This is a genomic window from Streptomyces sp. adm13(2018) (assembly GCF_008042145.1).
In the GTDB taxonomy this organism is placed as follows: Bacteria; Actinomycetota; Actinomycetes; order Streptomycetales; family Streptomycetaceae; genus Streptomyces.
Window position 1 is genome coordinate 29,498 of record NZ_RDBH01000013.1, and the last position, 13,241, is coordinate 42,738.

General features: G+C 73.9%; 8 protein-coding genes. All 8 read right to left on the minus strand.

The features are described from left to right. Nucleotides 1–22: 22 nt before the first annotated feature. Nucleotides 23–1,990 carry a heparinase II/III family protein gene (locus EAO70_RS01190; protein ID WP_148001169.1) on the minus strand — a complete coding sequence of 656 codons (1,968 nt, stop codon included), beginning with the start codon at nucleotides 1,988–1,990 and terminating at the stop codon, nucleotides 23–25. Beyond that, nucleotides 1,987–4,167 carry a bi-domain-containing oxidoreductase gene (locus EAO70_RS01195; RefSeq protein WP_148001170.1) on the minus strand — a complete coding sequence of 727 codons (2,181 nt, stop codon included), beginning with the start codon at nucleotides 4,165–4,167 and terminating at the stop codon, nucleotides 1,987–1,989. Before EAO70_RS01195 ends, EAO70_RS01190 begins: the two co-directional genes overlap by 4 nt. Nucleotides 4,168–4,183: 16 nt before the next feature. Next, nucleotides 4,184–6,118: an asparagine synthase (glutamine-hydrolyzing) gene (asnB, locus tag EAO70_RS01200; RefSeq protein WP_148001171.1), complete on the minus strand. Its 1,935-nt coding sequence runs from the start codon at nucleotides 6,116–6,118 to the stop codon at nucleotides 4,184–4,186. A 3-nt stretch (nucleotides 6,119–6,121) separates the two neighbouring features. Beyond that, complete coding sequence (locus EAO70_RS01205; protein ID WP_148001172.1) at nucleotides 6,122–7,642, minus strand: Wzz/FepE/Etk N-terminal domain-containing protein; 1,521 nt, start codon at nucleotides 7,640–7,642, stop codon at nucleotides 6,122–6,124. Nucleotides 7,643–7,679: 37 nt separating this feature from the next. Further along, a complete protein-coding gene (locus EAO70_RS01210) occupies nucleotides 7,680–9,071 on the minus strand; it encodes a polysaccharide biosynthesis protein (protein ID WP_148001173.1) in 1,392 nt (463 codons plus the stop codon). After that, a complete protein-coding gene (locus EAO70_RS01215; protein WP_148001174.1) occupies nucleotides 9,068–10,321 on the minus strand; it encodes a glycosyltransferase family 4 protein in 1,254 nt (417 codons plus the stop codon). Before EAO70_RS01215 ends, EAO70_RS01210 begins: the two co-directional genes overlap by 4 nt. A gap of 1 nt (nucleotide 10,322) precedes the next feature. After that, a complete protein-coding gene (locus EAO70_RS01220; protein ID WP_148001175.1) occupies nucleotides 10,323–11,639 on the minus strand; it encodes a nucleotide sugar dehydrogenase in 1,317 nt (438 codons plus the stop codon). Between the two features lie 73 nt (nucleotides 11,640–11,712). After that, nucleotides 11,713–13,191 (minus strand): sugar transferase, encoded by a 1,479-nt coding sequence (locus EAO70_RS01225; RefSeq protein WP_148001176.1) that lies wholly within the window; start codon nucleotides 13,189–13,191, stop codon nucleotides 11,713–11,715. Nucleotides 13,192–13,241 lie beyond the last annotated feature (50 nt).

Genomic DNA, 13,241 nt, shown 5'->3' on the forward strand with positions numbered 1-13,241 from the left:
GTCCTCCTCCCCACGCCCCCGCCTAGCCGTGGAACCCGAGCACGGTGGTGAACTCCGAGACGCCGTCGGCGAAGCCGGTGCCGATCAGTGCGGTGGCGGGTTCCTTGCGGCCGAAGCCGGCGGAGTACCAGCCCAGCGGCGGGTGGCTCTCGCCGCGGTGCGCACGCCACGACAGCTCCTCGGGCAGGTCGAGCACCGCGGAGCGGTCCTCGCCGTCCCGGGTCCAGGTGAGCACCGCCCGGTTCCCCGTCAGCTCCGCGGAGACCGCCGGTCCCAGGTGGAAGGCCAGGCGCACGGTCCCGCCGTCGCCGCGGACCTCGTCCACCACGCGCAGCTCACGGCTCGCGCCGGTCAGTTCCACCCGGCGGCGGTGGACGGAACCGGGGTAGCCGTCGTGCTCGGCGGACCAGCGGGCCGTCCCCCCGGTCTCCGCGCCGGACGGGTCGGCGACCAGCACCCGGGTACGGGCGTGCCGGGTCCACAGGAACGGGCCGCCGGACACGGACTGGTCGGCGCCGCCCAGTTCGAGGGTGTTGTGACCGAGGGTCGACCGGAAGTACCGCCGCCACTCCGGCTGCCCGTGGTAGCAGAAGGTTCCCGGGTCGGCGAGCACGTCGACGCCGTCGTGCCGCACCTCCACGGACAGCGCGTCCGCGTGGGCGTGGGCGGCGATGGAGAGGAAGCCGTGCGGGCCGCCGTCGCAGCGGCACCAGATCTCCCCCGGACCGCGCAGGATGGTCATGCCCGCGTCGGCGAAGTGGCCCGGCCGGCGGGCCGGACGGGTCACCCTGGGCGCGGCTCCGCCCTTGGCGTACGGCCGGACCAGCGCGGCGAGCAGCGGTGTCCGCACATCGGTGCCGGTCACCTCCGGCCACCAGTCGAGGCGGCCGAACAGGGCGTCCCCGGTGGCGAGCAGCGAGCCCCAGCGGTCGGTGCCCGCGCCGTCCAGGACCAGACCGTGTCCGTCGTCCGCGTCCCCCTGGCGCGGCGGCCGTAACCGGCCGTCGACGACGGCGGCGAGCGCGTCGGTCATCCGCAGCAGCACCAGCCGCACCGTCGCGGGGACCGGCACGCCCGCGGCGTCCGCCTCGGCCACCGCGGCGAGCCCGAGTTCGAGCACCAGCCCGTGGTACTCGGAGGCCAGCTCGCGGTTGAGGCCCGAGCCGAAGGTGTTGCTCCGCAGGTGCCGATCCAGCGTCCGCATCGCGTCGGCGCGCCGGCGCGCCGAGTCGGGGAACCAGTCGAACGCGCAGGCCGCGGCGAGCTGCCCGGCGGCCTCCGCGATCACATGGTTGTTCGCCGAGGAGCCCCGGCTGGGGAAGGCGGCCAGCCAGCGCTGGTGGTGCCAGATCTGCTTCCGCGCCACCGGGTTGTCCTCGAACAGCGCGGCCGCCCCCGGCCAGCCGTCGAGCAGCCGCCGGACCCACACCCAGGAGAGCAGCCGGATGCCGAGCTCGATGCCGCTGATCCAGTGCACGCCGCGCAGCGGGGCGTTGGCGGCCCACCACAGCCGCAGGTGCCGGGCCACCCGCTCGGCGTACCGGTCGTCCCCGGTGACCGCGTACGCGGCGGCGAGCACGGTGAGGTACTGGTGCCGGGACGGCTCCCAGATCTGCTTGATGTCCCCGACGACCTCCTCCCGCCGGTACGGCACGTCGAAGGCGTACCCCCACGGAGCCCGGCGGCCGGTCTTGGGGTCGTACCACCAGTCCGGGTCGACCAGGTCGTCGCGGTGCACCCCGAAGAACTCGGCGTGCCCCGCCATCAGCCGGTCCGCCTCCGCGACCAGGCGCTTGGCCGCGTCCGGGGGCACCGAGGCCAGGGTCCCGGCGGGCAGCACGGCGGTGAACCGGGCGCCGGTCGCGTCCGGGCACTCCGGCAGCGCCGAGCGCCAGCGCCGCCGGCGCACCGCGTCGGTCACCCGCCCGCCGACCTCCTCCGGTCCCATCCGTGACAGCCGCCGGAGGTACCAGCCCGCGCTCATGCTCATCGCGCCCCCGCCAGCGCCACCGGCGTGCCGCTCGCCAGCGACGCCCGCACGGCGAGGGTGGCCGAGGTGGTGGCCACCAGCGACTCCAGCGGCACCGGCATCGGCCCGCCCGTCCGCACCGCCTTGACGAACGCGGCCAGCTCCGCGTTCTGGCCCTTGTTCCGGGCCTGCGGCAGCCGCGAGCTGACCCAGCGGCGGCTTCCGTAGACCGAGGCGCGGACGAAGTCGTCGAGCCGCAGCACCTTGCCGTCCGCGACCAGGTCCAGCGTCTCCTTGGGGAAGCTGGACGGACCGGTGGTCACATAGCCGACGGTCGCGGTGGACCCGTCCGGGTAGCCCAGGACGACCTGCAGGTCGTCGTTGCCGGCGGAGGCGACCGCGTACACCGAGACGGGGTCGGCGCCGAGCAGCCAGCTCGCCGTGTCGATGAAGTGCCCGCCCTCGCCGGCGAAACGCGAGCCCTCGGTGCCCTGCCGGAGGTACCAGCTGCCGTGCTGGAGCTGCCCGGCGTTGACCAGGTAGCGGAGCTGCGCGGGGCCCGTCCGGACGCCGAACTGCGCCTTCGCCTCCTGGAGGATCGGGGCGAACCGCCGGTTGAAGCCGACCTGGAGCCGGTCGTTCCCGGACTCCTCCACCGCCGCCAGCACACCGGCCAGTTCGTCCTCGGTCAGCGCGAGGGGCTTCTCCACGAACACGGCCTTGCCGGCGAGCAGCGCCTTGCGGGTCAGCTCGGCGTGCGAACTGTGCCGGGTGACGACGAACACGGCGTCGACGGACGGGTCGCCGAGCACGGCGTCGAGATCGGTGGTCGCCTCGGCGAAGCCGAACTTGCGCTGCGCGTTGGCCGCGGACAGCGCCGTCGTCGTGACGACGGTGGACAGCTCGACGCCCTCGCGCCGGGCCAGGTGCGGCAGCAGCATCGACGTGGCGTAGTTCCCCGCGCCGACGAACGCGAGCCGCACCGGCGTCCGCGCCGACCGGGTGGTGGCGGATGTCGCACCGCCGCGCCGGACCGCTGGCACGGTGACTTCGGGCGCCCGCGCCCGGTCCTCGTCCTCGGGATAGCGGAACAGCACGGCCACGGCCTTCAGCTCGCCGTCCTTCAGCCGCGTGTACGTGTCGACGGCGTCGTCGAAGTCGGCCACGTGCGACACCAGGGGCTCCACGTCGACACTGCCCCGGGACACGAGGTCGAGGAAGCACGCCAGGTTGCGGCGCTCGGTCCAGCGGACGTAGCCGATCGGGTAGTCCCGCCCCTCCAGCTCGTACTCCGGGTCGTAGCGCCCGGGACCGTACGACCGGGAGAACCGGACGTCCAGCTCCTTCTCGTAGTACGCGTTCCACGGCAGGTCAAGCCGGCACTTGCCGATGTCGACGACCCGGCCGCGGTCCCGGCACAGCCGGGCGGCCAGCTCCACGGGCTGGTTGCTGCCGCCGCCGGCGGCCAGGTACACCTGGTCCACGCCGTGGCCGTCGGTGAGTTCGGCGACGGCCGCCTCGACGGCCGAGGAGTCGGGATCGCCGCAGGCCGCGGCGCCCAGCCGCTCGGCGAGCTCGCAGCGCGCCGGGTCGGGGTCGACGCCGACGACCCGGACTCCGGCGGCGGCGAGCAGCTGCACGACCAGCTGCCCGATCAGTCCCAGACCGATGACCAGGGCCACCTCGCCGAGCTGCGGCTCGCCGCGGCGGACGCCCTGCATCGCGATCGCCCCGACGGTGCCGAACGCCGCGTGCCGCGGCGCGAGACCCTCCGGCACCCGGGCGTACAGGTTCTTCGGCACCCAGTTCAACTCGGCGTGCAGGGCGTGCTCGTTGCCGGCGCAGGCCACGACGTCGCCGACCTTCACGTCGTCGATCCCGGGGCCGACCTGCTCCACCACCCCGCACAGCGAGTAGCCCAGCGGGGTGTACGAGTCCAGCTTGCCCATCACCTTCTGGTAGGTGGCGGGCAACCCGTTGGTGGCCACGCTCTGCATGACCTTCGCCACCTGGTCCGGACGCGAACGGGCCTTGCCCAGCATCGACATGCCGGCCTCGGACACCTTCATCAGCTCGGTCCCGGTCGAGATCAGCGAGTAGGAGGTGCGGACCAGCACACCGCCCGGCTTGCATCCCGGCACCGGCACGTCGAGCACCGCGAGCTCACCGCTCTTGTAGTTCTGTACAACCTGTTTCACCGAAGTCCCCTTGTTTCTAAGCCTTCTCGTGCGTATCCCGGCCGGACCCGGAGGTCGCGCCGCGATACCAGTACTCGAGGGTCAGCACGTGCCAGAGATGCTTGGAGAAGTCCCGCTGGCCGGCGGCGTCCTCGGCGACCATCCGCGCCAGCGCGTCACGCCGCAGGAACCCGTTCCGGACGAGCACGCCGTCGTTCACCACCTCGCGCACCAGCGGCGCCAGGTCCCGGCTCATCCAGGCCCGCAGCGGGGCGCTGAACAGGCCCTTGGGCCGGTACACGATCTCCTTCGGCAGGACCGTGGTGGCCGCCTCCTTGAGGACGGCCTTGCCCTGCCGGCCCACGATCTTGCGGTCGCCTGGCACCGCGAACGCCGCCCTGACCACCTCGACGTCCACGTACGGCACCCGTACCTCCGTCGACGCGGCCATGCTCGACCGGTCCGTGTACGCGAGGTTCAGGCCCGGCAGGAACATCCGGGCGTCCCCCAGGCACATCCGGTTCACGAAGTCGTCGAGGTCGTTGTCCTCGTAGACGTCCGCGTGCTCCGTCAGCACGTCCCCGACCGTCCCCGCCAGGTCCGGGTCGACCAGGCCGAGCAGCTCCTCCCGGTCGTACATGGTGTAGCTGCGCCGGAACGCGGTCTCCTCCGGCAGGTCCGCGAAGGAGAGGAACCGCTTCGCGAACCGCACCGACCGGTACCCGCGGCGCGCCGAGGCGACCGGCAGCCGGTCCACCGCCGAGGAGAGGCCGCGCCGCAGCGGGCCGGGGACGCGCTGGTAGCGCAGCGCGATCAGGTTCGCCAGGTGCTTGCGGTAGCCGGCGAACAGCTCGTCGGCGCCCATCCCCGAGAGCATCACCTTCACCCCGGCCTCCCGGGCCGCCGAGCAGATCAGGAACGTGTTGATCGCGGCGGGGTCCCCGATCGGCTCGTCCAGGTGGTACGTCATCCGCGGCAGCAGGTCGAGCACGTCCGGGGCGATCTCGATCTCGTGCAGGTCGACACCGAACCGCTCGGCCACCTGCCGGGCGTACCGGAGGTCGTCCGGCATCGCCTCGAACCGGGCGTCCTCGGCCCGGAACCCGATCGTGTAGGCGGAGATCCCCGGCCGGTCGCGGGCGGCCAGCGCGGTCAGATAGCTGGAGTCGAGACCGCCGGAGAGGAAGGTCGCCACCGGCACGTCGGCCATCAGGTGGCGCCGGGTCGACTCCTCGACGACGGCGGCGATGTCGGGCAGCTCGCCGCTCTCCGCCCGCTCCCGGCCCTCGGCCGCGACCTCCCGCAGGTGCCAGTACCGGCCGCGCTGCACCCCGCCGTCGGGCCGGAACCGCATCCAGCTCCCCGGCGGCAGCTTCTCCGCCTCGCGGAAGGCGCACCGCGAGTCCGGCACCCAGTAGTAGAGGAGCGAGGCCACCAGCGCGGCGTCGTCCACCTCCAGCGTGCCGCCGGTGGCGGTGGCCAGCGCCTTCAGCTCGGAGGCGAACACCAGGCCCCCGCCGCGCCGCAGCAGGAACAGGGGCTTGATGCCGAGCTGGTCGCGGGCGAGGACCAGCTCCCCGGTGCGCTCGTCGAAGACCCCGAACGCGAACATGCCGCGCAGCCGGGGCAGGCAGTCCGTGCCCCAGCGCCGCCACGCCTCCAGGAGCACCTCGGTGTCGGAGGTGCCGCGGAAGCGCACGCCGGAGGCCGCGAGTTCGGCGCGCAGCTCGGGCGCGTTGTAGAGCTCGCCGTTGTACGTCAGGACCAGTCCGTCCGAGACCATCGGCTGGGCGCCGGTCTCCGACAGGTCGACGATGGCCAGCCGGCGGTGCCCCAGGTGCACCTCGCCGTCACCGGCGCGGTGGCTGTACCGGCCGGCCCCGTCGGGGCCGCGGTGGGCGAGGGTCTCGGTGAGCCGGTCGGTGACGACCTTCCCGTCCGGCCATCGGTACGTGCCTGCGATGCCACACATGTCCTACCGCCCCTCCTGGTCGTCGTCCGCCACCCGTGCCGCCCACATCGGCAGCCGTTCCGTCCGCCGCCGGCCCGTTCCGTTCCGCCGGGCCGGCGGATCCGTCTCCTCGCGCGGCGCGGCCTGCGGCCCCTCCCACAGCGTTCCGTCGGTCCGGTCGCCCGGATCGGGGTCGATCAGCACCACACCGACGACCGCGATCCGCTGGTCGGCCAGGTGACGGGCCACGGTGTGCAGCCAGGCGGCGCTGCCGTGCCCCGCGCGGACCACGAGGACGGTCCGGGTGCCGAGGTGCTGGAGGTCGGCCCAGGCCGTGCCGGGCGCCACCGAGCCGAGGCCGAGCCTGCGCTGCTGGTGCGGCACCGAGGAGGCGTCCCCGGCGCCGACCACGGTGAGGTCTTCCTGCCGCCGGCCCCGGTGAGTGAGCGGCTGGCCGGGCAGTCCGTCGAGGACGGCCACCGGGCCGTCCGCCGCCAGCTCCCCGGCGAGGTCCCGCGCGATCCCGATCGTGGCGCGGGCGGCGCCCAGTTCCAGCAGCGACACCGTTTCCGACGAGCCGCGCACGGTGCGCGCCAGGGAGGCGGCGAGCCGGGTCCGGGCSGCCCGGACCCGCTGCCGGCGCCACCAGCGCGGCGACCGGCCGGGCAGTTCGGCGATGACGGAGGCACCCAGGTGCCCCGCGATCTCCCGGCGCAGCACAGGCCGGTCCGCCACCACGGCGCCCACCGCCGCCACCCCGAGCCCGAGCGCGAGCCCGAGGGCCAGCCCGATCCCCGCGTTCGTGGCGGCGGTCCTGGGCAGCGAGTGCCGGACGAGGCGGGGCGCGTCCACGATCTGCGTGCCGGAGACGAGCCGGGGCGTGCCGATCCGGGCCTCCGCGGCACGCCGTCCGAAGTCCGATATCTGGGAGGTGAGTTCGGCCCGGCGGGCGAAGAGGGACTCGCGGTTGGCCGACACCTTCGGCCCGTCGTCCTGCGATCCCTCCCCGATCGTCCGGTCGACCTCGGCGAGGTCCTTGCGGAGCCGGTCGCGCTGGTCGAGGAGCGCCTTGGCCTCAGCGTCCGCCGCCTGCCGTATGCGCCGGACGTGGTCGGCGACGAACGCGTCGGCCAGGGCCCGTGCGCGCGCCACGGCCTCCGCCTCGGTCGCCCCCGCCACGTCGATCCGCAGCAGGTTGTTGGTGAGCCCGACGGCCTCGTAGTCCTCCAGGAAGTCCTCGGACTTCTCCCGGGAGCCGAGGGCCCGCAGGGCCTGGTCGGCGATCCGGGTGGTCCGGAGCAGCGCGGCGTCGGTCCGTATGAGGGTTCCGGGATCGTTCGGCTGGTCCTCCTGGTGCGCCACCAGGAGCTTGGTCGTCGCGGTCGGCGGCGGGGGCAGCAGGACCGCGGACGCCCCGCCGAGGAGCATGCCCACGAGCGCCACGGAGGACCAGAGGCGGCGTCGTCTGCGGACCGCCACCACCAGGACCTGGAGGTCGAGGAGGGGGGCGGGGCCGGTCGGCTCGGAGGCCGTACGTGTCGTCACTCCGCACCGCCCGTCGGCTCGGAGGCCGTACGCGTCGTCATGCCGCACCGCCCTTCGTACCGGCGCCCACGGCGGCCGCCGGAGCGGGCGCCCGGCGGGAGCGGCCGGGGGCGCGCTTCGGACGCGTCCAGACCGTGCCGGCCAGGACGGTGCCGAGCACCTCGTGCCCGGCGTCCGCGCAGGCCTCGGCGATGCCGGTGAGGTCCCCGGCGGTCCAGCTGCCCGCGCCGACCACGATCAGGGCGCCGGACTCGGTGCCGCGGTCCGGAACCATGGGCCGGGACACCGGCACGTCGACGACGTGCAGCACCAGGGTCTCGCGGTGCGCGGCGCCGTCGGCGGGCTCGTTCCCGGCCTCCGCGGCGAGCTGCTCGGCGGCCCGCCGGGCGGTCTCGTCGCCCTCCGGTACGACGACGAGGAGCCGTCCCGACGGCAGCCGGTCCCGGAGGCGGGCGCCCACCCGCCGGTAGCGGATCCGCCGGCTCTCCTCGTCGCCGGAGGCCACCGGAGCGGGGACGTCCCAGCGGGCGTCGATGCCGAGGAGCCGGCGGATCAGGGCGCGCGAGCCCCCGCCGGAGCGGCCCGCGGACCGGCCGCCGGGGACGTCGACGCTGCCGAGCGGGGGCGAGCCCAGCGCCGCGGTGACGTCCGCCCCGGTCCGCAGCCGCCGTCCGACCCGCGCGGCGGCCAGGTGGCAGACGACCGCGAGCAGCACGAACAGCAGCGCTCCGGCCACCATGAGCTGCACCCGCGTCGGCGGTGCCTCGCCGGCGGGCCGGGCCGCGGGGCCCATCACGACCATGTCGGGCCGGTCCTTCGCCGGGCCGGCCTGCTCCAGCTTGTCCACGGCCTCCTGGAGCGTGGTGCGCAGTTTGGAGAGCTCGGTGCGGGTCTGCACGCTCTCCACGCTCTTTCCCGGACCGGCCTCGTCGGCCAGTTCGTCGATGCGGCGGGTGGTCCTGGTCACCAGCTGCCGCAGCTCCTCGGGCCGCTTCGCCGCCGCGGGGTCGCTGTGGACGCCCGTGATCTGGGCGGCGAAGATCACGAACTGGTCGGCGACCGTGTCCGACAGCCGCTGGGCGCGCTCCGGGGTGTCGGCCGTGCCGGAGATCTTGATGATGTTGCCGTCCGCCGCCTCGGCGGTCACCCGGTCGCGCAGCTCGGCGCCGTCGACGCCCGTCCAGCCGAGGCTGGTCGCCGCGCGGTCGACGACCACGGAACTGGTCGCGATCTCCGCCTGGGTGAGGAGTTCGCGTTCCTCCCACGCCCCGGGCAGCAGCACCGACGCCGAGGTCGTGTACCGCGGCGGGAGCAGCAGGGAGGTGCCGTGGCCGACGAGCGCCCCCGCCACGGCCAGGATGGTGAGGAACCGCCCACGACGGCGGAGGATCCGTCCGATCGTGGCCAGACGTATGGTGTCTTCGCTCAACGACGCGGCCTTCTCCCCGTCCGGGCCGGGCCGTTCGCCGACACGGGGGAGTGGTCGCGACAGGCGGCCGCGTAGGCGGCGAGCAGCTGCTCCTGCGAGTGCCGCCAGGCGAGTTCCCCGCCGATCCGCTCCTGGCCGGTCTTCCCCATCCGGGCGCGCTCCTCGGGGTCGTCGAGGAGCCGGGCGACGAGCCCGGCGAACGCGCCCTCGTCGTTGGCGGGGGCGTACACGGCGGCGTCGCCCGCGGAGACCCGGGCCTCCCGCAGGTCGAAGGAGACGATCGGCCGGCCCATCACCATGTACTCGAGGACCTTGTTCATGGTCGACACGTCGTTGAGCGGATTGCGCGGGTCGGGGGAGAGGCAGACGTCCGCGGTGGACAGGTAACGGGCCAGGTCGGCGTCCGGGATGCGCCCGGTGAACTCCACCTGGTCCGCGAGCCCCAGCTGCCGGGACAGCCGGACCATCGCGTCGAAGGCGTCGCCGGAGCCGACGAACACCGCGTGCCAGTCGGTCCGCCCCAGCTCGTCGCGGAGCTTCGCGAGCGCCCGCAGCGCGTAGTCGACGCCGTCCTGCGGCCCCATGACCCCCAGGTAGCACAGCAGATGGGGCTTGCCGCGCTTCAGCTCCGGCTCGGGCGGTACGGGGTGGAACCGGTCGACGTCGGGAGCGCTGCGCACCACGAAGACGTCCTCCGGCCGCCGGCCCCCGCGGCGCAGCGCGACGTCCCGGTAGCTCTCGTTGGTGGCGAGGACGACGTCCGCGGCCCGGTAGGTCATCCGTTCCAGCGCGCAGACGGCGCGGTAGAGCAGGTCCTCGCCCCGGTCGAACCGGGAGAGGTACAGCTCCGGCACCAGGTCGTGCTGGTCGAAGACGAACCGCGCCCCGCGCCGCTTCAGCCAGCGGGCCGGCAGGAACAGCAGGTCCGGCGGGTTGCAGGCGTGGACGACGTCGACCGGGCCGACCGCGCGGGCGAGCCGGAGCGTGTGCCAGAGCGCCGTGCCGTACTCCTTCAGATAGCCGGCCGGACCGCCGGTGGCGGCGCGCAGGGGGTAGCGGTGGATCCGCACCCCGTCGATCACCGCCTCCGGTTCGGTGTCCCGCTTCTCGCCCCGGGGGCAGATGACGTGCACCTCCCACCCGGCGTCGCGCAGCGTCGTGCACTCCTGCCACACCCGCCGGTCGAACGGCACCGACAGGTTCTCCACCAGGATCAGCGCGCGCCGGGTCGGCCCGGCGCCCCCGGTCATGTCACCAAGCAAGGCCCACGTACCCCGGTTCGGCCCGTCGCTCGTCGGCGTCGGGAAGGTGGATGAGATCGACGATCACCGGGGTGTCGCCGTGGGGGAGTGCCGACAGGACGGCCGGGTCCCCGGTGCCGACCAGGCACACCTCGGCGTGGTCGAGCACCTCGTCGACGGAGTCCGCGAGCAGCTGCGCGAGGTGCGGCAGCCGGGTCTCGATGTACTCGCGGTTCGCCCCGAGCAGGCGGGAGAGGTTCACGTTGGGATCGTAGATCCGCAGGTCGTAGCCCTTGCCGAAGAGCCGCTCGGCCAGCTCGACGAGCGGGCTCTCGCGGAGGTCGTCGGTGCCGGGCTTGAAGGACAGCCCGAACAGGCCGACCCGGCGCTTCCCGGTGCGCTCGACCAGGTCCACCGCGCGCTGGAGGTGGTCGGCGTTGGACGCCAGCACGTGGGCGAGGATGGGCACCGAGACGTCGTGCCGCCGCGCCGCGTGGACCAGGCTGCGCAGGTCCTTGGGCAGGCAGGAGCCGCCGAAGGCGAAGCCGGGCCGCAGATAGGCGGGGCTGATGTTGAGCTTGCGGTCGGCCAGGAAGACGTCGATCACCTGGTGCGAGTCGACCCCGAGGGCCCGGCACACCGCGCCCAGTTCGTTGGCGAAGCCGATCTTGAGGCCGTGGAACGCGTTGTCGGCGTACTTGATCGCCTCGGCCGTCGGGACCGGCACCCGGAACACCTCGCCGGGCAGACCGTCGTACAGCGAGGCGACCACGTCGCCGCTCTCCCGGTCGAGTTCGCCGATGACGGTCTTGGGCGGGTCGAAGAAGTCCCGCACACTGGTGCCCTCGCGCAGGAACTCCGGGTTGACCGCGACGCCGAAGTCCACCCCGGCCGTGCCGCCGGCGAACTTCTCCAGGATCGGCACCAGCAGGTCGAGGCAGGTCCCCGGGAGCATGGTGCTGCGGAACACGACCGTCTGCCGCCCGCCCCGCTCGGCGACCGCGGCCCCGATCTCCTCGGTGACCCGCTCCAGATACGTCGTGCACAGGCTGCCGTTGGGTTCCGAGGGCGTGCCCACGCAGACCAGCGACACGTCGCTGGCCAGGATCGCCTCACGGACGTCCCGGGTGGCGCGTAACGCACCCCTCCCCACCATGTCGGCGACGAGCTCGCCGATCCGCTCCTCGACGACCGGCGCCTTGCCGTCGTTGACCAGGTCGACCTTCACCTGGTTCACGTCCACGCCGATGACCTCGTGTCCGAGGCTGGCCAGGCACGCGGCCGACACGCAGCCCACGTAGCCGAGCCCGAAAACGCTGACTCTCATGCCCTGTTCCTCCCCCTGGGCAGGCCCTTGCGGCCTGCCGTCCCCGAACCGACCCGACGACGCCCCCCGCGCATCAGTAGGCCCCCTGCCCATGGATCACCGCGCGGAGTGTCTTCCACAAGATCACCGTGTCCAGCGCGAGTGACCAGTCCTCCACGTACCGCAGGTCCAGCCGGACCGCCTCCTCCCACGACAGGTCGCTGCGCCCGCTGATCTGCCACAGCCCGGTGAGTCCCGGCTTCACCAGCAGACGCCGCCGGATGTCCGGTTCGTACGCGGCGGACTCCTCCGGCAGCGGGGGCCGGGGTCCGACCAGCGACATGGCGCCGGTGAGCACGTTGAACAGCTGCGGCAGTTCGTCGAGCGAGTAGCGGCGCAGCACCGTTCCCACCCGGGTGACCCGGGGGTCGCGGCGCATCTTGAACAGCAGGCCGGCGCCCTCGTTGCGGTGGGCGAGCTCGGCGCGTGCCGCGTCGGCGCCGACGACCATCGTGCGGAACTTGAGAATGGTGAACTCGCGGCCGTCCTTGCCGACCCGGCGCTGGCGGTAGACCGCGCCGCCCCGGCTGTCGACCACGACGAGCAGCGCGACGAACGCCATCAGCGGGGCGAACAGCAGCAGCAGGGCCGCCGCGCCCAACCGGTCGACGATCTCCTTGACCGCCCTGCGGCCGCCGGTGAAGGCCGGCATGCTGACCCGCAGCAGCGGGATGCCCAGGACCGCGTCGACGTGCAGCCGCGGGCCGGCCACCTCCATGAGGACCGGGGCCACGACCATCTCGGCGTCGCTGCCCTCCAGGTTCCAGGCCAGCCGCTGGAGCCGGTCGGGGGACCAGTGCGGGTCCGGGGTGACCGCGACGACCCGGTAGCCGTCCCGGCGTACGTGCCCCGCCACGTCGGACAGCTCCCCGACCACCGGCACGCCGTCCACCTGGTCGGTGTCGGGCCCGGGGCCCCCGGCGGTGCACACCGCCTCCACCCGCCACCCGAGGTGCGGGAACTTCCGGGTGCGGGCGATCAGGTCGCGCACGGTGGACGGGCTGCCGGCGGCGAGCACCGGGCGCAGACACCGTCCCTCGATGCGCTGCCGGTGCAGCCAGAGGCGGAGCAGATACCGCTCGGTCATCGTGACCAGCGCGATCACCGGCAGCGCGACGAAGATCCAGAGCTTGATGTTGCGCGAGGTCAGGGCTATCCCGCCCAGCGCAAGGACGACCGCGGCGGTGCCCAGGGAACGGCCGAGCCGGCGGAACTCCTCCGCCCCCTGTCCGAGGACGGCCGGGGCCCAGGCCCTGCTCACCGCGAGCGCCCCCAGCACCAGCAACTCGGTGGCGAACGCCAGGATCCGCCACTTCTCGTGCCAGTTCGCCGCGTCACGCGCCCCGAAGAAGCCCCCGATCGACGCCACCACCAGGGCGGTGGCCACGGTGTCGCTGACGATCACGGCTCGGCGGTAGCGCTGCTCCCAGTCGATCGTCGTCCGGCTGATCGGTCCGTCGTCCAGGCGCCCCGGCGCCGATGGAAACGGACTGACTAATTCCCCCTGCTGCACAGACCCCCCCAGGGCGTCAGTGGGCTCGACGTGTTGGCTCCACACGGTTC

Coding starts and splice junctions, on each gene's coding strand:
- asnB (WP_148001171.1), bottom strand. CDS start 6,118: ATGTGTGGCATCGCAGGCACGTACCGATGGCCGGACGGGAAGGTCGTC.
- EAO70_RS01215 (WP_148001174.1), bottom strand. CDS start 10,321: ATGACCGGGGGCGCCGGGCCGACCCGGCGCGCGCTGATCCTGGTGGAG.
- EAO70_RS01190 (WP_148001169.1), bottom strand. CDS start 1,990: ATGAGCATGAGCGCGGGCTGGTACCTCCGGCGGCTGTCACGGATGGGA.
- EAO70_RS01220 (WP_148001175.1), bottom strand. CDS start 11,639: ATGAGAGTCAGCGTTTTCGGGCTCGGCTACGTGGGCTGCGTGTCGGCC.